The sequence below is a fragment of the Cedecea sp. AS113 genome (assembly GCF_037152415.1).
GTDB lineage: Bacteria > Pseudomonadota > Gammaproteobacteria > Enterobacterales > Enterobacteriaceae > Cedecea.
This window is the reverse complement of record NZ_JBBCMI010000002.1, coordinates 34,615-55,973: the sequence shown is the minus strand read 5'-3', so window position 1 is coordinate 55,973 and position 21,359 is coordinate 34,615. Positions and strand designations below refer to the sequence as shown.

The 21,359-nt window shown below is 55.3% G+C and carries 20 protein-coding genes; 8 read left to right on the top strand and 12 right to left on the bottom strand.

The annotated features are described in order from the left end of the window. Nucleotides 1-15: 15 nt before the first annotated feature. Nucleotides 16-1,308, top strand: a complete 1,293-nt coding sequence (clcB, locus tag WFN87_RS02385) for a voltage-gated ClC-type chloride channel ClcB (RefSeq protein ID WP_336989460.1) — start codon at nt 16-18, stop codon at nt 1,306-1,308. Here the strand turns inward: clcB and bioD are convergent. The 3 genes from bioD to WFN87_RS02370 all read right to left on the bottom strand — a co-directional run bounded on the left by bioD (nt 1,261) and on the right by WFN87_RS02370 (nt 4,325). Then, entirely contained in the window at nt 1,261-1,956 is a 696-nt protein-coding gene (bioD, locus tag WFN87_RS02380; protein WP_008459243.1) for a dethiobiotin synthase, read from the bottom strand. The two genes, clcB and bioD, sit on opposite strands and share 48 nt — an antisense overlap. Before the next feature lie 123 nt (nt 1,957-2,079). Continuing rightward, on the bottom strand, nt 2,080-3,297 hold the full coding sequence (mlc, locus tag WFN87_RS02375) for a sugar metabolism global transcriptional regulator Mlc (protein ID WP_008459245.1): 1,218 nt from the start codon (nt 3,295-3,297) through the stop codon (nt 2,080-2,082). Between the two features lie 125 nt (nt 3,298-3,422). Next, complete coding sequence (locus WFN87_RS02370; RefSeq protein ID WP_336980983.1) at nt 3,423-4,325, bottom strand: LysR family transcriptional regulator; 903 nt, start codon at nt 4,323-4,325, stop codon at nt 3,423-3,425. A gap of 99 nt (nt 4,326-4,424) precedes the next feature. On the opposite strand from WFN87_RS02370, the gene WFN87_RS02365 reads away from it, so the two are divergent. The 4 genes from WFN87_RS02365 (at nt 4,425) to WFN87_RS02350 (ending at nt 8,913) form a co-directional block, all read left to right on the top strand. After that, on the top strand, nt 4,425-5,675 hold the full coding sequence (locus WFN87_RS02365) for an MFS transporter (protein WP_008459250.1): 1,251 nt from the start codon (nt 4,425-4,427) through the stop codon (nt 5,673-5,675). A gap of 74 nt (nt 5,676-5,749) precedes the next feature. Then, entirely contained in the window at nt 5,750-7,234 is a 1,485-nt protein-coding gene (locus tag WFN87_RS02360) for a carboxypeptidase M32 (protein ID WP_336980981.1), read from the top strand. A 152-nt stretch (nt 7,235-7,386) separates the two neighbouring features. After that, nucleotides 7,387-7,812, top strand: coding sequence for an acid resistance repetitive basic protein Asr (gene asr, locus WFN87_RS02355; RefSeq protein WP_008459254.1), 426 nt, complete (start codon nt 7,387-7,389; stop codon nt 7,810-7,812). A 294-nt stretch (nt 7,813-8,106) separates the two neighbouring features. Continuing rightward, entirely contained in the window at nt 8,107-8,913 is an 807-nt protein-coding gene (locus tag WFN87_RS02350) for a trypsin-like serine peptidase (protein WP_008459256.1), read from the top strand. 51 nt (nt 8,914-8,964) lie between these two features. On the opposite strand, the gene mrdB is transcribed toward WFN87_RS02350, so the two are convergent. The 6 genes from mrdB to WFN87_RS24125 all read right to left on the bottom strand — a co-directional run bounded on the left by mrdB (nt 8,965) and on the right by WFN87_RS24125 (nt 14,232). Continuing rightward, on the bottom strand, nt 8,965-10,077 hold the full coding sequence (gene mrdB, locus WFN87_RS02345; RefSeq protein WP_336980979.1) for a peptidoglycan glycosyltransferase MrdB: 1,113 nt from the start codon (nt 10,075-10,077) through the stop codon (nt 8,965-8,967). 134 nt (nt 10,078-10,211) lie between these two features. Then, a complete protein-coding gene (locus WFN87_RS02340; protein WP_336980977.1) occupies nt 10,212-10,853 on the bottom strand; it encodes an ATP-dependent Clp protease proteolytic subunit in 642 nt (213 codons plus the stop codon). Between the two features lie 192 nt (nt 10,854-11,045). Continuing rightward, entirely contained in the window at nt 11,046-13,199 is a 2,154-nt protein-coding gene (locus WFN87_RS02335; protein WP_336980975.1) for a bifunctional diguanylate cyclase/phosphodiesterase, read from the bottom strand. 134 nt (nt 13,200-13,333) lie between these two features. Further along, entirely contained in the window at nt 13,334-13,663 is a 330-nt protein-coding gene (gene mdtI / locus WFN87_RS02330; protein ID WP_008459264.1) for a multidrug/spermidine efflux SMR transporter subunit MdtI, read from the bottom strand. Further along, on the bottom strand, nt 13,650-14,027 hold the full coding sequence (mdtJ, locus tag WFN87_RS02325) for a multidrug/spermidine efflux SMR transporter subunit MdtJ (RefSeq protein WP_157141423.1): 378 nt from the start codon (nt 14,025-14,027) through the stop codon (nt 13,650-13,652). Before mdtJ ends, mdtI begins: the two co-directional genes overlap by 14 nt. 106 nt (nt 14,028-14,133) lie before the next feature. Further along, entirely contained in the window at nt 14,134-14,232 is a 99-nt protein-coding gene (locus WFN87_RS24125; RefSeq protein ID WP_442892170.1) for a protein YdgV, read from the bottom strand. Nucleotides 14,233-14,485: 253 nt separating this feature from the next. Between WFN87_RS24125 and WFN87_RS02320 the strand changes: the two genes are divergently transcribed. Beyond that, nucleotides 14,486-15,520 (top strand): AI-2E family transporter, encoded by a 1,035-nt coding sequence (locus WFN87_RS02320; protein ID WP_008459267.1) that lies wholly within the window; start codon nt 14,486-14,488, stop codon nt 15,518-15,520. A 97-nt stretch (nt 15,521-15,617) separates the two neighbouring features. Here WFN87_RS02320 and WFN87_RS02315 read toward each other — a convergent pair whose 3' ends face one another. Then, the gene (locus WFN87_RS02315) at nt 15,618-16,232 is read right to left on the bottom strand and encodes an alpha/beta hydrolase (RefSeq protein ID WP_336980972.1); all 615 of its coding nucleotides are present in this window, start codon (nt 16,230-16,232) and stop codon (nt 15,618-15,620) included. A gap of 189 nt (nt 16,233-16,421) precedes the next feature. Here WFN87_RS02315 and WFN87_RS02310 point away from each other — a divergent pair, with 189 nt between their 5' ends. Together WFN87_RS02310 and WFN87_RS02305 are read left to right on the top strand one after the other, a co-directional pair. Next, the gene (locus WFN87_RS02310; protein ID WP_336980970.1) at nt 16,422-17,927 is read left to right on the top strand and encodes an MFS transporter; all 1,506 of its coding nucleotides are present in this window, start codon (nt 16,422-16,424) and stop codon (nt 17,925-17,927) included. Between the two features lie 41 nt (nt 17,928-17,968). Further along, nucleotides 17,969-18,550, top strand: coding sequence for a TetR/AcrR family transcriptional regulator (locus WFN87_RS02305; protein ID WP_008459273.1), 582 nt, complete (start codon nt 17,969-17,971; stop codon nt 18,548-18,550). Here the strand turns inward: WFN87_RS02305 and WFN87_RS02300 are convergent. Both WFN87_RS02300 and WFN87_RS02295 read right to left on the bottom strand, forming a co-directional pair. Continuing rightward, entirely contained in the window at nt 18,547-20,439 is a 1,893-nt protein-coding gene (locus WFN87_RS02300) for a potassium transporter Kup (protein ID WP_008459275.1), read from the bottom strand. The two genes, WFN87_RS02305 and WFN87_RS02300, sit on opposite strands and share 4 nt — an antisense overlap. A gap of 143 nt (nt 20,440-20,582) precedes the next feature. Next, complete coding sequence (locus WFN87_RS02295; RefSeq protein ID WP_008459277.1) at nt 20,583-21,353, bottom strand: (S)-acetoin forming diacetyl reductase; 771 nt, start codon at nt 21,351-21,353, stop codon at nt 20,583-20,585. Nucleotides 21,354-21,359 lie beyond the last annotated feature (6 nt).

Sequence of the window (21,359 nt, the reverse complement as noted above, 5' to 3'; positions counted from 1 at the left end):
GCCATCTTATGCGCTATGCACCGAATACAAGCCTTGCCTGACATCAGAGTGATGCTTCGCCGACTGGTGATTGCGGTCTTCATTGGCCTGGCTTCCGCGCTGGTGGTCTGGCTATTTCGGCAGGCCATGTACCTGCTTGAAAACGTCTTCCTCGGCGATCACGGCGGCAGCCTGGTTGCAGCCGCTGCGGCACTCGAACCCTGGCGACGCGTCCTGACGCCTGCCGCAGGTGGCCTGCTGGCCGGGCTTTTGCTGTGGACCTGGCAACGAGCTACTCGCCAGCGCCCTTCTGCCCCCACCGACTATATGGAAGCCATCGAAACCGGCGATGGTCGTCTGGACGTGCCGTCCAGCCTGGTGAAGTCCGCCGCTTCGCTGATAGTCGTCGCCAGCGGGAGCGCAATAGGACGCGAAGGGGCGATGATTCTGCTGGCAACGGTTTTTGCTTCGCTGTTTGCCCAGCGCTTTACTCCGGACAAAGAGTGGAAGCTGTGGGTCGCCTGCGGCGCGGCTGCGGGGATGGCGAGCGCCTATCATGCACCGCTGGCGGGCAGCCTGTTTATTGCGGAAATTCTGTTTGGCTCACTGATGCTTGCCTCGCTGGGGCCGGTGGTGATTGCCGCCGTCAGCGCCCTATTGATGACGCATTTGCTGAACGGCGGGCAGGCTCCGCTGTATATCGTCACGCTTCTTGATCCCCCTCAGCCTTCGCATTATGGGCTAATGGCGCTGCTCGGCTTAACCGCGGGCGTGCTCGGGCCGCTAATTCTCTGGCTGCTGGCGCGAAGCAGCGCGCTGTTTCGTTCACTTAAGCTGTCGCCGCCGCTGCAGCTGGCGCTCGGCGGGCTGATTGTCGGCCTGCTTTCGCTGGTCACCCCGACGGCATGGGGCAACGGCTACAGCGTGGTGCAGTCGTTTCTTTCCAGCCCGCCTGCGCTGCTGTTTGTCGGTGGCGTGCTGCTGTGCAAACTGCTGGCGGTGATGGCAAGCAGCGGCTCCGGCGCGCCGGGCGGCGTATTTACGCCCACGCTGTTTATGGGGGCGGCACTGGGCATGCTGTTTGGCCAGGTTTGTGGCCTGTGGGGCGGCGGTGAACCGCTGATGATCCTGCTGGGGCTGACGGGAATGGCGTCTTTGCTGGCGGCCACGACGCACGCGCCGATCATGGCGACGCTGATGATTTGTGAAATGACCGGGGAGTTTACGCTGCTCCCCGGCCTGCTGCTGACCTGCGTGATAGCCTCAACGCTTTCGCGCTGGCTACGCCCGCAGTCGGTCTACCGTCAGAGCGCTACGCAGCCGGGTTAGGTCGATATAGGCTCCCAGCTCACGCTGTTCGGCCCGGGGCAGGTACGGCAGTTCACCGACCAGCGGCCCCGGCAGTTTTTTGCTCAACACCTCGATAATTTCCGCGTAGTGCGCAAGGCCTGGGTTGATACGGTTCGCGACCCAACCAATAAACGGCAGCCCGTCGTTGGCAATCGCCTGCGCCGTCAGCAGCGCATGGTTGATGCACCCTTCCTGAATCCCCACCACCAGCAGCACCGGCAGCTGCTCTTGTACCACCCAGTCCGACAGCGGGCGAAGATCGTTCATCAGGCTGCGCCAGCCGCCCGTGCCTTCGACGACGACGTGGTCCATTTGGTCGGCCAGCCTTTGCAGGCCGCTCGACAGCAGCGAGTAGTTAATCGGCCCGTGATGGCTGATGCTGCTCTCTTCTTCGCTGAGCGCGATAGGATTGATCGCTTCATAGGGCAGTTTAATCGTGGAGACGCTTTGCAGTACCAGCGCATCTTTATTGCGCAGCCCGTCTGGCGTCTCTTTACTGCCCTTCGCGACCGGCTTGTAGCCAACGACGCTTTTCCCGCTGGCCGACAGCGCCTGCAGTAAGGCTCGTGACACCACCGTCTTCCCTACGGCAGTATCCGTACCCGTTATAAAGAAACGCTTAAGCATGGCTGTCTCCCGAGGTAATGCTAGCCAGATAAATAAAGAGAAAAACTAACGCGGGAAAGTCTAAAAGAATGGCGCTGTAGCCAGATTGAGATAGCGCAATTTTTGGTGAATCAGGGCCGAAGATTAGCCCTGCAGCAGACGAATTAATAAAGAGCCGTTATACATTGCATCTTTTACCAGCGCCGCGCCGGCCATGGTGCCTCGGTTATCAAACTGCGTCCCTTCAACCACCGTATGACTGCTATAGGCGGGTAATGCCTGCTGGCGAATACAGTCCGTAATCGCAGGGTGAAGGATGGCGGCGGCGCGGTTAAGCGGTGAACCGATAAGAATTTTTTGAGGATTAAACAGATTAACCATGATGGCCAGAATACGCCCCACGTTTTGCCCGACGCCGATAATAATATCTTTTGCCAGCAGATCTCCGCTTAACGCGGCGTCGCACAGGGATTCCACGCTCAGCGGCTGGCCGTGTAACATTGAGCCCATTGACTGGCTCATACGCTGCTGCGCCAGCTCCAGCACGCTTTCGACGCTGGCAATGGTTTCAAGGCAGCCGTGGTTGCCGCAGTAGCAGCGTTTTCCGTAAGGATCGACCTGCGTGTGGCCAATTTCCACCAGGCTGCTGCTGCCCGCGTGAAGCAAACGCCCATCGGTGATAACGCCTGCGCCAACGTTGTGATCAATCACCACCTGAATCACATCTCTTGCGCCCTGAGAAGCACCAAACAGCCCTTCTGCCATGGTCCAGGCGCTGATATCGTGCTGGATAAAGACCGGGACGCCGGTGTGATTGCCCAGCGCCTCGCCCAGCGGCATATCGCAGACATCGTAGAACGGCATGCGATGAATAACACCATGAACGGTATCAATGATGCCCGGTAGCGTAATGGCGATGGCGGTCAGGCGTTCAAGCTTTTGCTGATGGCGAATAAAGAACTGATCGACCTGAAAGATGATGCGTTCCAGTAAAGGCTGCGGGTCGTCCGTCGGCAAGTCTACCGTGTCTTCCACCACCAGTTTGCTGCTAAGGTCGCGCAGTCCCAGTGAAATTTCACCGCGGCTCAGGCGAATTGAGAGGTAATGCCAGGCTTCTGTTTCAAGCATTAAGCCCACCGCGGGGCGACCACGGCTGCCGGGGTCCTGAATCTCCGTTTCCTGTACCAGATGCGCCTCAAGCATTTCCCGCACAATCTTAGTGATACTGGCCGGAGCCAGCTGCGCCAGGCGGGAAAGATCGATTCGCGACACCGGACCGTGGGTATCAATCAAACGATAAACAACGCCGGCATTGGTCTGTTTAATCTGATCGATATGGCCCGGTTGACTATCAGCAACCACGTGGTACTCCCTTTATTTTCGCGCTTCGAAATAAACTTTTAGGCTATGGTGAAACACTTCAAGTGGGGTCGTCAAATATTTACGTAGGGTTGTGATTTACCGCACATATTCCCGCCACATTTGGCCTATTTTAACGCCCATGAGGCCTCAGTCAGCAGCGCCGAGATTCGCTTCGCTGCTTCCGATAATTCCCGATGCTTTGGCCAGACCAGCCACAGCTCAGACTGTGCCTCTGGCTCGTCAATGGGGAGCCAAACCACATCACTCAGGCGAATGCGCTGGAACGAAGCTGGCAGGATGGAAACCCCCAGCCCGGCAGACACCAACCCAATGATCGTCATCGCCTCGCCAACTTCCTGGGTGATGTACGGCACGATGTTATAGCGGCGGAGCAGCCCAACAATGTCGTCGTAAAGCCCGGTGCCTACGTGTGGGTCAAAGAAAACAAACGGCTCCTGAGCAAGCTGTGTCAGCGATATCGAACGGCTGCCTGCCAGCGGATGATCGCGATGCACCATCGCCAGCAGCGGTTCACGCAGGATGAGCGTCCAGTTCAGGGTATCCGGCAGACGCGTATTGCGCATCAATCCCAGCTCAAGCTCGCCCTCATTCAGGGGAGCAATTTGTTCCCGGGTGTTCACTTCCCGCATCTGAAGATGCACGTCAGGGTAGCGCTTGCGAAAGCGAGACAGGCTGTCAGAAACGGCCTTAATAAACGGTGCTGATGAGGTAAAGCCAATGCGCAGCTCGCCGGTTTCGCCCTGATGCAGCCGGGCAGCACGCGCGGCTGCGGCATCCACCTGGCCGAGAATTTGCCTGGCATCAGAGAGAAACTGCTGGCCGGCTGCGGTGAGGTTAACGCTGCGGTTGGTGCGCGCCAGCAGGCGAGCGCCGATTTGCTCTTCAAGGATCTGAATTTGCTGGCTAAGAGGCGGCTGGGAGATCCGCAGCCGTGCCGCCGCCCGGCCAAAATGCAGCTCTTCGGCAACGGCGATGAAATAGCGCAGGTGGCGCAGCTCGATATTCATATGTTTAAAGTATCATTTGAGATTATTAATATATTAGACATAACATTTACACTTTTCTACTCTGTAAAAAATAAGTTAACACCTGCGTAAGGATCTCCCTTGAGTCGTACAACTACCGTCAGCACAGCCCCGACAGAGGATGTTGACGAAAGCCGGTCTGCCCCTTCTGTCAGCTATATCAAACGCGGTACCCCTCAGTTTATGCGCGTCACGCTGGCGCTGTTTTCCGCCGGGCTGGCTACCTTTGCCCTGCTCTATTGCGTCCAGCCTATTTTACCGGTGCTCTCTCATGAATTTGGCGTCAGCCCGGCAAGCAGCAGTATTTCGCTATCGGTTTCTACCGCCATGCTGGCTATCGGGCTGCTGTTTACCGGCCCGCTGTCGGACGCCATTGGCCGTAAACAGGTCATGGTTACGGCTCTGCTGCTGGCTTCCTGCTGTACTTTGTTGTCAACGCTGATGACCAGCTGGCACGGCATTTTGATCATGCGCGCGCTCATCGGCCTTTCCCTTAGCGGCGTTGCTGCCGTGGGCATGACCTACCTCAGCGAGGAGATGCACCCGAGCGTGGTGGCGTTTTCGATGGGCCTGTACATCAGCGGGAACTCAATCGGCGGAATGAGCGGCCGCCTGATCACCGGGGTACTCACCGACTTCTTTACCTGGCGCGTGGCCGTCGCGGCTATCGGCTGTTTTGCCCTTGCCTCAGCGCTGATGTTCTGGAAGATTCTGCCGCAGTCGCAGCATTTTCGCGCCTCCAGCCTTCGCCCTAAAACGCTGTTTATTAACTTCCGCCTGCACTGGCGGGACCAGGGGTTACCGCTGCTGTTTGCGGAAGGCTTCCTGCTGATGGGGGCGTTTGTCACCCTCTTTAACTACATTGGCTACCGCATGATGGAAGCCCCATGGTTTCTGAGTCAGGCGGTGGTGGGCCTGCTGTCCGTCGCCTATCTGACCGGGACATGGAGCTCACCTAAAGCAGGCGCCATGACCGCGAAATATGGCCGCGGCCCCGTGCTGATTGGCTTCACGGCCATTATGTTCCTTGGTTTGACGCTGACCGTTTTCTCCTCGCTTATCGTTATTTTTGCCGGGATGCTGCTGTTCTCCGCCGGTTTCTTTGCCGCCCATTCGGTTGCCAGCAGCTGGATTGGGCCACGCGCACGTCGGGCCAAAGGCCAGGCTTCGTCTCTGTATTTGTTCAGCTATTACCTGGGCTCCAGCCTGGCAGGTACCCTTGGCGGCGTGTTCTGGCACCAGTTTGGCTGGAACGGCGTGGCGGCGTTTATCGGCTCGCTGCTGCTGGTCGCCCTGCTGGTTGCCACTCGTTTGCACCATAAGGCGCACTAACCTGCTGCCGCTCTCGTGTTCAGGCAAGCTTAATGCTATTTTCTTTGGCGTTAACAACCTGTTCACGAGGCCATATGGAAAAGCAAAACTATAATCACCTGACCCGTACCTTCCAGCGTCTGTCCCGGTTTGATCATCTGTCAGCCATTGCCGGCTGGGACATGTCCACCATGATGCCCGCTAACGGTAGCCAGGCGCGCGGCGAGGCTCTCGCTGAACTCAGCGTGCTTAAGCACCAGATCCTGACCGACAAGAAAATTGCCACCCTGCTCCAGGCCGCAGCTCAGGAAGATCTGAACGATGTGGAGCGTGCCAACCTGCGTGAAATGACTCGCCACTACCAGGAAGCAGTGCTGCTTCCGGATGCGTTAGTAGAAGAGAAATCGCTGGTAGGTACGCGCTGTGAGCACGGCTGGCGTACCCAGCGCCCGGCGAACGACTGGCAGGGTTTCTCCGCGAACCTGAAGGAAGTCGTTCGCGTCAGCCGCGAAGAGGCACGTCTGCGCGCAGAGGCAAAAGGCATTTCCCGCTATGATGCGCTGCTGGACATCTATGAACCCGGCATGACCAGCGCCAAGCTCGACGTATTGTTTGGCGATCTGCGCGGCTGGCTGCCGGATCTGCTCCAGAAGGTGGTTGATAAGCAATCCAAAGAAAAAATGCTGACGCCACAGGGCCCTTTCGCCACCGAAACCCAGCGTCAGCTCGGGCTGGATACTATGGCGCTGCTCGGCTTTGACTTTAACGGCGGCCGCCTTGACGTCAGCGCGCATCCCTTCTGCGGCGGCGTGCCTGAAGATGTGCGAATCACGACTCGCTATAACGAAGAAGAGATGTTCAGCTCGCTGTTTGGCGTGATTCATGAAACCGGCCACGCCCGCTATGAGCAAAACCTGCCCCGGGAATGGCTCGGCCAGCCCGTTGCGCTGGCGCGTTCTACCGCCATTCATGAATCCCAAAGCCTGTTCTTTGAAATGCAGCTTGGGCGCAGCGCGCCGTTTCTGAAACTGCTGTTACCCAAAGTGATTGAGCGTTTTGGTCCGCAGCCGGCGTTCGAGCTGAACAATTTTATCAACGTCAACCAGCAGGTAGAACGCGGCTATATTCGCGTCGATGCCGATGAAGTGAGCTACCCGGCGCACGTCGTGCTGCGGTATGAAATTGAACGGGCGCTGATCGACGGTGATATCGAGGTGGATGACATTCCGGCGCTGTGGAATGAGAAGATGCAGTCCTGGCTGGGCCTGTCCACCGAAGGCAATTACCGCCACGGCTGTATGCAGGATATTCACTGGACTGACGGCGCTTTCGGCTACTTCCCGTCCTACACTCTGGGTGCGATGTACGCGGCGCAACTCTTTAGCGCGGCATCACGCGCGCTGCCGGACCTGGAGCAGGCAACCGCCAGCGGGAATTTCACCCCCTTATTTGACTGGTTGAAGCAAAATATCTGGCAGCACGGCAGCCGTTTCACCACCTCACAGCTGATAACCAACGCCACCGGAGAAGATCTTAACCCGTTGTATTTCCGCAAACATTTAGAATCACGTTACCTGTAATCCCCTCACGCCGGGTCGTCTGTACCCGGCGTTGTACATTACGTTACATGCCGATACCAATCACTCACTGAACACTTTGATTCCCCAGCCTATAGTTCATTTCAACGGCCCCGCAGTGGGGTTGACACACAAACAAATTCGAGGATGTCGAAATGAAAAAAGTATTAGCTCTGGTTGTTGCCGCTGCTATGGGTCTGTCTTCTGCCGCTTTCGCTGCTGACACCACCGCTACCGCTCCAGCTGCTGCTCCAGCAACCACCGCTGCTGCTCCTGCTGCTAAAGCGCCAGCTGCAAAAGTAACGCATCACAAGAAACACAAAAAAGCTGCCGCTCAGAAAGCTCAGGCTGCTAAAAAGAAACACAAAAAAGCCGCTAAACCAGCCACCGAGCAGAAAGCTCAGGCTGCTAAAAAGCACCACAAAAAAGCAACCAAACCAGCGGCTCAGAAAGCCCAGGCTGCTAAAAAACACCACAAAAAAGCAGTAAAACCAGCTGCACAGAAAGCTCAGGCTGCTAAAAAACACGTGAAAAAACATCACAAAGCCGCTGCTAAACCAGCTGCACAGCCAGCAGCATAAGTTAAACGGGGCGACCCGTTAGCTTGAAGCGTTTACATAAACACCCGGCTTGCCGGGTGTTTTATTAGGAATAAGGCACAGCCTTTAGCACGTACTTATTTCTGGAGTGCGGATAATGTTGCGACGCTACAGTTTCGAGTTAATCCTCGCCCTGCTGATCATCTGCGGTATTATTACGCTGAGCTTCTGGCTCTGATAGCGTAGTCTGCTGTTTTCACTCCCACTTTCGGTCCGTTCCGACTATAGTTACTGCATCTATAAAAACCATAATTATTAGCCCCTTCAGAGAGAGCTATGCGCAAAAGTGTTGTGTTGTTTTTAGGAGCATTGATCCTTTTACCTCAACTCGTTCACGCGGACGAAGACGACAGCCCGGCGAACGTTAAAACACTGTTCTTCGGCAAAGATGACCGTATTCGCGTGACCAACCCTGAGGACGCCCCCTGGGATGCCATTGGCCAGTTGGAAACCGCCAGCGGCAACTTATGTACCGCCACCCTGATTTCACCGCATCTGGCCTTAACTGCCGGGCACTGCCTGCTGCAGCCACCGCGTGGTAAGGCAGACAAAGCCATCGCCCTGCGCTTTATTTCCCACAAAGGGCAATGGCGCTATGAGATCCATGATATCGAAGGCCGCGTGGACAAGTCCCTCGGTCGCCGCCTTAAGCCGGACGGTGACGGGTGGCTGGTTCCGTCTAACGCAGCGCCTTACGATTTTGGCCTGATTATTATCCGTAATCCGCCTTCAGGTATCACGCCACTGCCGCTGTTTACCGGCGACAAAGACGCGCTAACCGAAGCATTAAAGGCGCAGGATCGCAAAGTGACGCAGTCCGGCTATCCGCTGGATCATCTCGACGACCTGTATACCCACAGCAACTGTCTGGTGACGGGCTGGGCGCAAGCGTCCGTGCTGTCGCACCAGTGCGATACGCTCCCCGGCGATAGCGGTTCACCGCTGTTGCTGAAAACCGATCAGGGCTGGCAACTGATTGCGGTGCAAAGTTCCGCCCCGGCAGCCAAAGACAGATACAGAGCTGACAACCGCGCCATCTCAGTCACCGGCTTCCGCGACAGACTGGAAGCGCTGGCACAATAAGCGCTCAACTCGATACCGTCGGGCACCGTAGCAATAACGGTTGCCCGGCAGCTAAACATTTTTTGACATCATCTTGCGGTGCGTATGTATTGACATAATGATGCCAAACCCGGCCATTAGCACAATCAGCGCCGAGCCTCCGTAGCTTATTAACGGCAGCGGAACACCTACTACCGGCAAGATTCCGCTGACCATACCGATGTTCACAAACACATAAACGAACAAAATCAGTATCAGGCTGCCGACAACCATGCGGCCAAAAAGCGTCTGAGCCTGAGCGGCGATGATCAACCCGCGCATAATCACCAGCAGATACAGCGCCAGCAGCACTAAAATGCCGATAAAGCCCAGTTCTTCCGCCAGAACGGCAAACACAAAGTCGGTGTGCCGCTCCGGTAAAAACTCCAGCTGCGACTGTGTGCCGTGCAGCCAGCCTTTCCCTACCATACCGCCAGAACCAATAGCAATTTTTGACTGAATAATGTGATAGCCCGCCCCACGCGGATCGCGGGTCGGATCCAACAGCATCATGATGCGTTCACGCTGATAGTCATGCATAAGAAAGAACCACAGCACCGGAATGAATACCGCAATCAGCGCGGCAGCGGCGGCGATAATCCGCCAGCTAATGCCGGACAGGAACAACACGAAAAGACCGGATGTGGCCACCAGAACGGCGGTCCCGAGGTCGGGCTGCATCGCAATAAGCAAGGTGGGAACAAAAATCAGCGCCAGGGCGATGGCGGTATGTTTCAGCGATGGAGGACAGGGATTGTGATTGATAAACCGCGCCACCATCAGCGGGACGGCAATCTTTGCGATTTCAGAAGGCTGGAAGCGGATAACGCCGAGATCCAGCCAGCGCTGAGCCCCTTTACTGATTTGCCCGATGCTATCCACCATTAGCAGTAAAATCACGCACAGGGCAAAGAGCCAGGGGGCGGATCTTTCATAAAAGCGAGGAGGGATTTGCGCCATGGCGATCATCACGATGAGCCCCATCGCTATCTGCCCGGCTTTGCGCTCCATCATCCCAGGCTCCTGGCCGCTGGCGCTCCACATCACAAACGCGCTGTAGGCAAGCAGCAGCATAATCAACAGCAGCAGCGAAGCATCAAGATGAATCTTTAGCCAAAACATTCTTTTCTGATGAATATTTTCCATGTAATACCTCTGCCACCACAAGGTAATTCAGGCATGGTTCCTGATATATTCACGGGACAAACTAGCGGATTGCCCTCAGCGTTATTTCCATATCCACATCATGACCCGATAGTTTACCCGGTAATATTTGACTATTAATTTGAGCTGCTGGTGATAGCGTAGCTGTAGTTGGCCGGAATTATTTTTTTATCCACGGAGGATATTAACCCTATGGCCATTGCTTCACTGGGAGAATAGTTTGTAAGGTTATACTCGCTATGCAGTATCTCGGCTATTTTGGCATCATCAAGTTTTGTACATGCCCGATACGTTTTTTTAAACATCTCATTGAAACGACGTGTTTCTTTTTCAAGGTAAGCCACATCTGCTGGCCTGACATCTCCCTGATGTGAGATAGAGGCCGGGTGCAGGAACAGGCTGCCTTCAGGCAATGAGCGCCTGTCGTCTGCGGCGCAAAACATGATCGTTGCTGAAGAGCCGACGGTGGACATAGCCACGGTTGTTACGGGGATAGCAGAGCTTCTGACGGCAGCGGCGGCCATCAAGCCCGCATCCATATCACCGCCATAGCTATTGATGTAGAGATAAATTCTTTCTACATCATTATTTTTATTAACTTCATCAAAAGCGCTGACCAGCCTCGATACGGCGGAAGGTTGCATTTCTCCGGTATAATAAATTTTGGCTATTTTATTTTTATCTTCCACTGGCTGCGCTGCAGCAAATGAAGAATACGAAATTAACACTGTAATGATCAGGTGTATTGCGGCTTTCACATGTCTCTCCTTGATAAACTCAACTTAACATTCCATTTCTTCATAGCTTATAACATGGGATTGCAAAAGCAAGGTGATTTATAACCAGTAATTAAACAAAGAGTTAATATTGAAAAGAAAAAACCCAATAACTTAAAAAATAAAATAACCCTCTGTAATAGCAGGAATATTAACCCATAATTTAATAGACCACTACGCCGGGCGTAGCGCCAAAATGACCTCCAGCGGCTTAGGCGGGCTGAAATAATAGCCCTGCAGCCGGTCGCAGCCTGCCCGGCCAAGCAGCTTGAGCTGCTCTTCGTTTTCCACGCCCTCCGCCGTCACTGCCATCCCCAGCGCGGTGGCAATACGTACCGTTCCATTCACCAGCGCCAGCGCTTGTTCATCGCTGTCCACCAGTCCGGCCAGGGACTTGTCTATTTTGATGGTGTCAAAGTTAAAACGGCGCAAATAGCCGATGCTCGAATAACCGTTGCCGAAATCGTCCAGCGCCACCGCCGTGCCCTGAGACTTAAGATTGCGAATTGCCGTCAGGGCGCGCTCCGGGTTTTCCAGCACATAGCTTTCCGTCACTTCCAGTTCAAGCCTTTGCGCCGGGAACGCCGTTTCCTGTAGCACCCGGGCAACCTTGTCTTCAAATTCCGGGTCGCGGAACTGCGCCGGAGAAATGTTTACCGACAGCCGCAGATCCTCATGGGGAGCTAAATCACAGCACGCCTGGCGGAGCACAAACAATCCGAGCGAATAGATAAGACCGCTCGTTTCAGCCACGGGAATAAACTCATCTGGCAACAGTTCTCCTCCTGGGCGACGCGGCCAGCGTACCAGCGCTTCCACACCGGCCATCGCCTGGCTACGTGCATCCATAATCGGCTGGTACCAAACCTCAAACTCATTCCGTAGAAGGCCCGCGCGAATGTCATTTTCGATGGTTAAACGGCGCTCACGAACGTTATTCAACGCGGCATCATAATAAGTCGTGCGACCTTTTCCGGTAATTTTAGAGTGATACATAGCGATATCGGCCCGGCGGAACAGCTCCGAGCTGCTGCAATCCACCAGCGAGCCCGAAGCTATTCCGATACTGGCGCTAATATGAAGGGTACTTTCTCCCACGGGGACAGGCTGGCTAAGAAAATCCAGGACTGAACCCGCGAAGGCGGCTGAGTGTTCCCCGGCCCTCTCCCCGCCGATCATCATGGCAAATTCATCCCCTCCCATGCGCACCAGCATGCCGTTTGGTGGCACGCGATCGCGAAGAGCATGAGCAATGGTCACGATTAACTGGTCGCCTTTATCGTGCCCGTAAATATCATTCACGTCCTTAAAACCATCGAGATCGATAAATACCACGCTTTTTTCGTCGCTATCTCCCCGTTTACTGATGGTTTCCAGCCGCTCGATGAGCGCTCGTCGGTTAGGTAAATGGCTGAGCCAGTCGGTTAACGCGATATTTCTCGCCTGCTTTTCACCTCGAGCCAGCTTGTACAGCCCCAGGCTGCTGATGACGATAAAGACCAGGATTAGCACCGCCGCAAGCATCGTAATGCGCATAATATCTGCCGAAGCGGCGCGGGCCGCCTCTGCTCCAGGCTGCCGCGGCTGCCAGCTAAGGTATCCCAGCGTTTCACCGGAGGCGCTGTTCAGCGGGACACTTGAAGAATCAGATGGCGTAGGCGTCAGGCGTAGGTTTTCAATCTGAAACGTGTTTCCCAGCTCTTTTAGCATTGAGTTATTAATCTGACGGCCAATCACCAGGTAACGGCGCGTGGCGTCGTGAACCTGAAGCCGCCCCAACATGGGCCGAATCAGCCCAATGCCAATAAACGAAACGCCGCTCTCGGTTTGCGTGATCCCGGCAAAAATTTTTTTGTCGTCTTTAAGCGTTTGCGCGTTCTGGTGGACGAGGGACGCAAACCCCTTCCCAAGTTGAGAAATGTTTTGCCCCGTTACGCGTTGCCCACGAAACGAGCCCCAAAGCACATTGAACCCTTCATCCAGCACGTACACGCCATCATAGAGGTTATTGATTTTGTAACCCGCGCCCCAGGTGTTATACAGCCAGTTAACGTCCAGCTCAGGGCGATAAACTTGATTTACGGCATCGTCCCAGACCGCATTATCAATAACCAACGCCCACACGCGGTTGACCGAAGTCTGTATGGCCCCCTGTACCGACAGGGCGCTTCGGTGTTCATCTATCTCATTGGTTTTACTGCTAATAAGGTGAAGTGAAAGGTAGAGGAGCGCGATAATAGACACGATCAGCCCGATGCCTGCCATAAACACCATGGCAAACAGGGCTCCAGCAACGGGCGTGCTTTTCCAGCTAAGAGGATTACGCAATTTCAGCTCTCTTCTAAGTGAAATAACGTGAAGGTTTTTAGGCTTTTGATTTAGAGAAGTGCTTTTACCGTAAAATAAGCGTAATACACCCTGAGGAAAGCGCTGCCCGAATCATTAACGGGCAGCGTGATGGATCAGGCAATTTTGATAATAACCATCCCTACCAGCAACAAACTTAGTCCAACCCAACCTTTGCGGTTAAGGCGCTGGCCGAAGAGGATCCAGCCCGCGGCCACGGTGGCGGCGATACCAAACCCGCCCCAGAGCGCATAGGCGACGGATAACTCAATGCCTTTAACGGCCTGAGCCAGGGCGCTGAACGCGGCCAGCACGGCCAGCAGAGACAGCACACCGTAAATCGGGCGTTTGAAACCATCAGATTGTTTTAAAAAGATATTGGCGACGATTTCCAGAATAATGGCTAACGTTAGCCACAGGGCGTGTACCCACTCAAACGACTGCATGATGCTCCCCTTTCTCTGATATCACCGGGCGTGATTTTTTCTCTCGCGTACCCGATTTAATCAGCGCAATACCAATAACCAACGTAGTTAAGCCAAGTATTTTTAGCGGTGAAATGGACTCATCAAACAGCATGACGCTGAAGACGGTAATAAACAGAATACCGATGCCTTCCCACATGGCATATGCCACGCCAAGGGCGATTTTTTTCACCGAAAACGCCAGAAAAATATAGGAGATCGCGATCATGACCAGCATGAAAATATACCCCATATTACTTTCGTTTACGCTTGACCATTTCATTGACAAGGTGCCGGTAATTTCGGCAACGATGGCTAATCCCAATAAAACCCAATAAATCATGATTTCTCTCCTGACAGAGAAAATAAAGATACAAAAAACCGACAAGCCACGTCACACGACGAGCAAGCGAAAATTTGAAAACCAGAAAAAAAATGTCAGAAGAAAGGGACTATAGCGCGTTGCGCCAGTGCTGCTCACCAGAAAGTGAAGATGTAGATGTGATAAAAACAGAATGCTGATTGAATGAAGTGCTGAACGTATTGTCCATAATATTTCCAACTTACCCGCGGTGTTGCTTCTCATCAGTTGCGGATAGAAAATTGTCCTCAGTAGTTAAACACGGTGATTTTATACCATAATTCGGTATGTTAGCGGCTGACCTTTACACTCCTTTACGCAAAACGACAGCAAAAACACAATGTATCAAACTGTTTTTAACGTTTAAAATAACGTAATAAAGGGACACCTGTTTTAACGGTGGTGTATTATTCCCCCGCCCGCACATTGGAGAACCCGCCACGATGGCAAAACCAATTATTACACTCAAAGCACTGAAGGCCGTGATCATGCTGGGCATGCTGGTCATTATTTTGGTGGGTATTAAAGCGGCTGCCGACATCATTGTGCCATTTATTCTGGCGCTATTTATTGCCGTTATTCTAAACCCGCTAATTCGTCGTCTTGAACGGCTTCGGGTGCCGCGCGTGCTGGCCATCAGCCTGGTAATTGTCGTCATTATCCTGAGCATGGTGCTGCTGCTGGCCTATCTCGGCACTTCGCTAAACGAACTTGCGCGGACCCTGCCGCAGTACCGCTCTTCATTGGTGGTGCCGTTAAAAACCCTTGAACCCTGGCTGCAGCGCGCGGGAATTTCTGTTTCTGTCGATGAGTTAATGAAGTATGTCGATCCTAATGCCCTGATGACGCTGGTTACCGGTCTGCTGACGCAACTTTCCAACGCGATGACGTCTATCTTTTTACTGCTGCTGACCGTGGTGTTTATGCTGATTGAGGTCCCACAACTGCCGCGCAAGCTGCAGCAGCTGATGGCTCGCCCGGAAGAAGGTATGGGCGCCATTCAGCGTGCGCTGGACAGCGTCAGCCATTATTTGGTGCTAAAAACGGCCATCAGCATCGTCACCGGCCTTGTCGTATGGGGCATGCTTGCCGCCCTTGACGTCCGCTTTGCCTTTATCTGGGGGCTGCTGGCCTTCGCACTCAACTATATTCCAAACATCGGCTCCGTGCTGGCGGCCATCCCGCCGGTGGTGCAGGTTCTGGTATTTAACGGGTTGTACGAGGCCCTGATTGTCGTCGCGGGTTATCTTCTGATTAACCTGGTGTTTGGCAATATCCTGGAGCCGCGCATGATGGGCCGAGGGCTTGGGCTCTCTACGCTGGTGGTATTCCTGTCACTCATCTTCTGGGGCTGGCTGCTCGGTCCGGTCGGTATGCTGCTGTCCGTGCCGCTGACGATTGCGGTGAAGATTGCGCTGGAACAAACGGAAGGCGGGAAAAGTATTGCGGTGCTGCTGAGTGATATGAGCAAGTCCTGAAGATTTTGCCCTCTCCCCAAAAGGAGGGAGAGGTAAGATCACATGCAATATATTTTATCCCCTCTCCCTTTGGGAGAGGGTTAGGGTGAGGGAAAAATCACTCCGGATCTAACTCAAAACGCTCCGCAATATACCCCAGCGCCTGCGACACGCCATCCGCGCTAATGGTATGTACCACGCCGGGTTCAAACAGCGTTTCAACTTCCGCGCCAGCTTCAATTAATGCCGCGGCAGCCGCTTCACTTTCAGCCCACGGAATCACCTGATCCGCCATACCATGAATCAACAGCGCCGACGCATCTGCCGCCACGTGATACGGTTTGGGTGAAGCAAGACGCCCGGAAAATGCCACTACGCCCGCCAGTGGAAAACGGGAGGTGGCCAGAACATCCAGGGCCATGATAGATCCCTGAGAGAAGCCCAGCAGAATGACCTGATCTTTACCCGGCGCCACGTCATGCTGCTTAAAAATAGTTTCCAGCTTCGCATCAAACGCGGACCGGGCCTCTACCACTCGCTGCGGGCGGTTTTGTGCTGTCACGCCATCCAGGCTGAACCACTGCCAGGCATCGCCGCCGCCGTCAAAAGGCTCGCTGCCGTTCGGGGAGGCAAATAGCACTTCAGGCATGACCTGCTGGACGAAAAGCCCCAGCCCTTCGAGATCCGCCCCGGAACTCCCTACCCCATGTAACATCACGATCAGTTTTTTCATTTCCCTGCCCTGTGCTCAAACCTGAATGAATATCCTCGCAGGCGGCTACCTTATCGCGATCCCCCCCTTCACAACAAGTCAACCGCCGCTAAATACGCGGCAATACCGAGCTTGTTTTTGAGCAACCGCTCAAGTATATTTCGCGCTTGAGCAACCGCTCAAATTTGGATTATTTTAGAGGCATTCAACATGCGCTTCACTAACCGCTGGCTGATTCTGGCGATCCTGACCAGCACCCTTTTCCTGATCATTATAGATATGACGGTGCTTTACACGGCACTGCCCAGGCTCACCCAGGCCTTAAACGCTACGGCGTCTGAAAAACTGTGGATCATTAACGCCTACCCGCTGGTGGCGGCGGGCCTGCTACCCGGCGCGGGCATGCTGAGTGACCGCCTGGGCCACAAGCTGCTCTTTATGTCCGGGTTACCTGTTTTCGGCCTCGCTTCGCTCTGCGCGGCCTACTCGCCCACGGCTGAACTGCTGATCGCTTCACGCGTGTTTCTGGCTATAGGTGCCACGATGATGATGCCAGCCACGCTTGCCATCGTGCGTCAGGTCTTTACCAACGAGCGCGAACGGGCGCTGGCCATCGGCATTTGGTCTGCCGTGGCTTCTGCCGCCGCGGCGCTTGGCCCGGTTATTGGCGGCGTGCTGCTGGAGTACTTCTGGTGGGGATCGGTCTTCCTGATTAACGTGCCGGTCGTCTTGCTGGTTATCGTTTTTGCCTGGTTCTTGATCCCACGGGATGCGGGGAACGCCAACCGTCCCTGTGATTTCACCGCTTCACTGCTGATTATGCTTGGCCTTGTAGGCGTGATTTACGCGCTCAAGGAACTCAGCAAGATGGATGCCTCGTGGCTAACCGTAGCCGGCTCTTTGCTGGCTGGCGTCGTCTTTTTAACGCTGTTTGTTCGTCGCCAACAGCGTTCGGCCCAGCCGATGATCGATTTCTCGCTGTTCCGTAACCGCATGTTTGCCAGCGGCATTAGCCTGGCGATTATCACCATGATCGCGCTAACCGGCATTGAGCTGGTGTTGACCCAGCGCCTGCAGCTTGTCCTGGGCCTGACGCCGCTGTTAGCCGGGCTGTCGATTCTGCCTATTCCGATTGGCTCGGCCCTGGCTTCACCGCTGGCCGGCGTCGTGCTGCCACGCTGGGGCGGCGCAAAACTTATGGTCTTCGGCCTGCTGGTGACAGCGATGGGTATGACGAGTATGGCTTTGCTGGCCGATTACAGTCTGACGCCACAGCTCGCCGCGCTGTTTGTCATCGGGCTTGGGCTCGGCGTGGCGTTTACCGCCGCATCAACATCCATCATGCTCAATGCCCCGGAAGAAAAAGCCGGCATGGTCGCCGCGATTGAGGATGTCTCATGGGAAATGGGCGGCGTACTTGGCGTGACGCTGCTGGGCGGCCTGATGACCGCGGTCTACAGCGCAAGCCTGGTGTTGCCTGAAGGCCTGGTGACAGGCAACAGCGCGTACGACAGTCTGGATGAGGCTCTGCACCTTGCAGGCTCGATGAGCACGGCAAGCGCCGCCCTGCTGAAAGAGCTGGCGCGAAACGCCTTCAGCCATGCCTATCTGACGGTGATTATCTGCGCCGCCGTGCTGGTCGCCGTCAGCACCGCGATCTTGAAATATGTGCTGCGCCAGCCGGAAAAGCTGTCCAGCCAGCGAGTTAAAAACTGATAAGATGCTCCATCAGCGATTTAGATAACCGTGGAAACGTCATGAAAGAAGCACCGGACACGCTAAGAAGCAAAATCCTGAGCGGGGCCATTGAGCTGTTCATTGAGAAAGGCATTGAAAAGGTGACCACCCGCGAACTCACCGAGCGGGTGGGTATTTCACGGAGCCACATTTACCACTACTTCAGCGACTGGCAAACGCTTTGCATTGAAGCGATGACCGCGTTTTTGATGGCCGATCTGCACAAGTTTACCGCTGAAACCAACACGTTTTCCCCGGAAGATAAGCTGCAACGCTTGATCCACACGTATCTCCCTCACGCGCCGGACGCTGTCTGGCAGCTTTACGGCGCGCTGTGGCACCAGGCAGCGCACAGCAGCGTATGGGCCGAGCTCGCGCTGGTGATGACGCAAAAATGGGAAAAAGTGCTGGCCGATATCGTCGATGACGGCATTGCGGCCGGCGTGTTTAAAGCGGTGGATGCCGCCAGAGCTACGCGCCAGTTTAGCGCCCTGCTCAACGGTTATGCCGACAAACTGCTGGTCGCCTCAGCCCCTGCCGACAGGCAGCTGGCGCTGGACGATATCGACAGTTTTATTCGCCTGGTCCTGCGGGCGGGTTAAATTGCTATCCGCCGGCTGATCTCTACCACGCTGTCGCTCGGCAGGCGGTAATAGTGCGTCACGTGCGTGGCGTTTCTCACCATGAACGCGAAGCACTTACGCTGCCAGGCTGGCATCCCCTGCCCGTCCTCACGGGCCACGATGGTTTCATGGCCCAGATAGTAGGTCACGTCCTCCACGCGGAAGGCACACGCCATCTCTCCCAGTCTCGCCATAAGCTCAGGAATATGCGGTCTTTCCATAAAGCCGTACTGGGCGATACCGCGCCAGTAATTCGGTGCCTGCTCCACAATTACCAGCCGTTCTCCAGCCGGTACGCGCGGGACGTTCATGATAGAAATGGTCAGCGAAAGTACCTGCTCCTGCAGCGCGTGGTTGCGCGCCACATGCCACCGCATCACCGGCGGAATACCGTTGCGCGTTTTGGTCAGAAACACCGCTGAACCCTGCACGCGCGGCACGCCACGCTCTTTCAGCGCGGCGAAGAAGGTGTTCACATCGATCACCTTTTCGTTCACCGCCCTGGACGCCGCCGCCGCGCCACGGTGCCAGACCAGCATCGTCGTGCAGACAATCGCCGCCAGCAGCAGTGGAATATAACCGCCCTCCAGTACCTTGATCAGATTAGCGATCAGGAAGCAGGTATCGACGATCAAAAAGCCCCCCGCCACCAGCGCGCTGGTCAGCCGCCGCCACTGCCAGATGTGACGCATCGCCACGTACAGCAGCCCGGAGGTCATCAGCATGGTGAGAGATACCGCAATCCCGTAAGCCGCCGCCAGGTTCTCAGACGACCTGAAGAACACCGTCAGGAACAGCGTGACGCCCATCAGCAGCCAGTTGATCACGCCGATATAAATTTGCCCGTAGCTCTCCGCCGCCGTCTGGCGAATGCGCAGGCGCGGTAGCCAGCCCAATTGAATCGCCTGCCGGGTCATCGAAAATGCCCCGGTGATAATCGCCTGACTGGCAATAATGGTGGCCAGCGTGGCAAGGATCACCAGCGGGATCAGCAGTGCCGGCGGGCAAAGGCGGAAGAAGATATTCTGGGTGATATCGGCCCCGGAAAGGATCAGCGCCGACTGCCCCGCATAGTTCAGCAGCAGGCTCGGGAAGACCACGCCGTACCACGCCATCCAGATAGGTTTTTTCCCGAAATGCCCCATGTCGGCATACAGCGCTTCCGCCCCGGTGACGCACAGAAACACGCCGCCCAGCACCATAAAACTGACAAAACCGTTAGAGACGAGAAACTGCAGGCCGTACAAGGGATTGATAGCCAGCAGCACGGCCGGATGCTGCGCGATACCCCAAATCCCAAGCCCGGCGATAGCAATAAACCACAGCGCCATAATCGGCCCGAAAACTTTACCTATCTTAGCCGTGCCGAAAGGCTGCACTGCAAACAGCAGTACCAGAATCGTCACCGCAATTGGCAGCACCCAGGTTTCGGCCTCCGGCAGGATAATATTCAGCCCTTCAATGGCGGAGAGCACTGAAATTGCGGGCGTAATCGCTCCGTCACCGTAGATCAGCGCCGCGCCCAATAAAGCCGCCAGCACCACCCAACGCGAGCCTTTGTCTCTCGCCACCAGCAGCGACATCAGCGCCATAATGCCGCCTTCCCCGTGGTTGTCGATGCGCATCGCAAACATCGCATACTTCACCGAGGTGATGAGGATCAGCGTCCAGATAATCAGCGACAGCAGACCCAGGATAACCGACGGGGTCGGATCGTTGCCGGATAACAGCAGCACCGTTTTCAGGGTATAAAGCGGGCTGGTGCCGATATCGCCAAATACCACGCCGAGGGCGCTTCCCGCGAGGATAAATTTATGCGGCGTTGTCCCGGAGGCTTCCGCGCCGTCCGTCTGCGACAGGTTTGTCATGTCCAGTCCTTTCTGTGATTTTTCTGGCTGTTGCCATCACAAAGTATAGAGGTGGATAAAAAACTTAAGATAAACAGTGGCAAATAAAAAAGGCCCAACGGTTCCCCGCCAGGCCAAAAGGTACTCCACATTAAAACCTTTTTTTAATTAAAGACCATCCCGCCGTCGATGAGCAGCGACTGCCCGGTCATATAGTCAGAGTCCGCGCTGGCCAGGTAAGACACACAGGCAGCCACATCTTCCGGCTCGGACAAACGTCCCAGAGTGATGCGTTTGGCGAATTCTGCGGTGCCATAACCCAGCGGTTTACCCGCTGCTTCAGACACCTGACGGTCGATTTCGGCCCACATTGGGGTTTTGACGATCCCTGGGCAGTAGCCATTCACTGTGATGCCCAGCGGGGCCAGGTCGCGCGCCGCGGTCTGGGTCAGGCCGCGCACGGCAAATTTGCTGGAGCTGTAAACCGCCAGCTCGGGGTTACCCACGTGCCCAGCCTGGGAACAGGCGTTAATGATTTTCCCGCCGTGCCCTTCGGCTTTAAAGGCTTTAACCGCGGCCTGAATACCCCAAATTACGCCCTTCACGTTGATGTTATAGACCTTATCGACGATTTCCGGGGTGATGTCCTCGATAGGCGTGGAAGGGGCTACGCCAGCGTTGTTGACGATGACATCAAACCCGCCCAGTCCTTTGCGGGCAGCCTCAACGGCGGCGAAGACCTGATCGCGGTCAGACACGTCCGCAGTCACTTCCAGCGCGCGGCCGCCATTGCGGTTAATTTCGTCCGCCACTTCTTTTGCGGTTTTGGCGTTGTAGTCCGCCACGGCGACGGCAAAGCCGTCTTTAGCCAGACGCAGCGCGATAGCTTTCCCGATCCCCTGACCGGCCCCGGTAACCAATGCTACTTTTTTCATCACAAT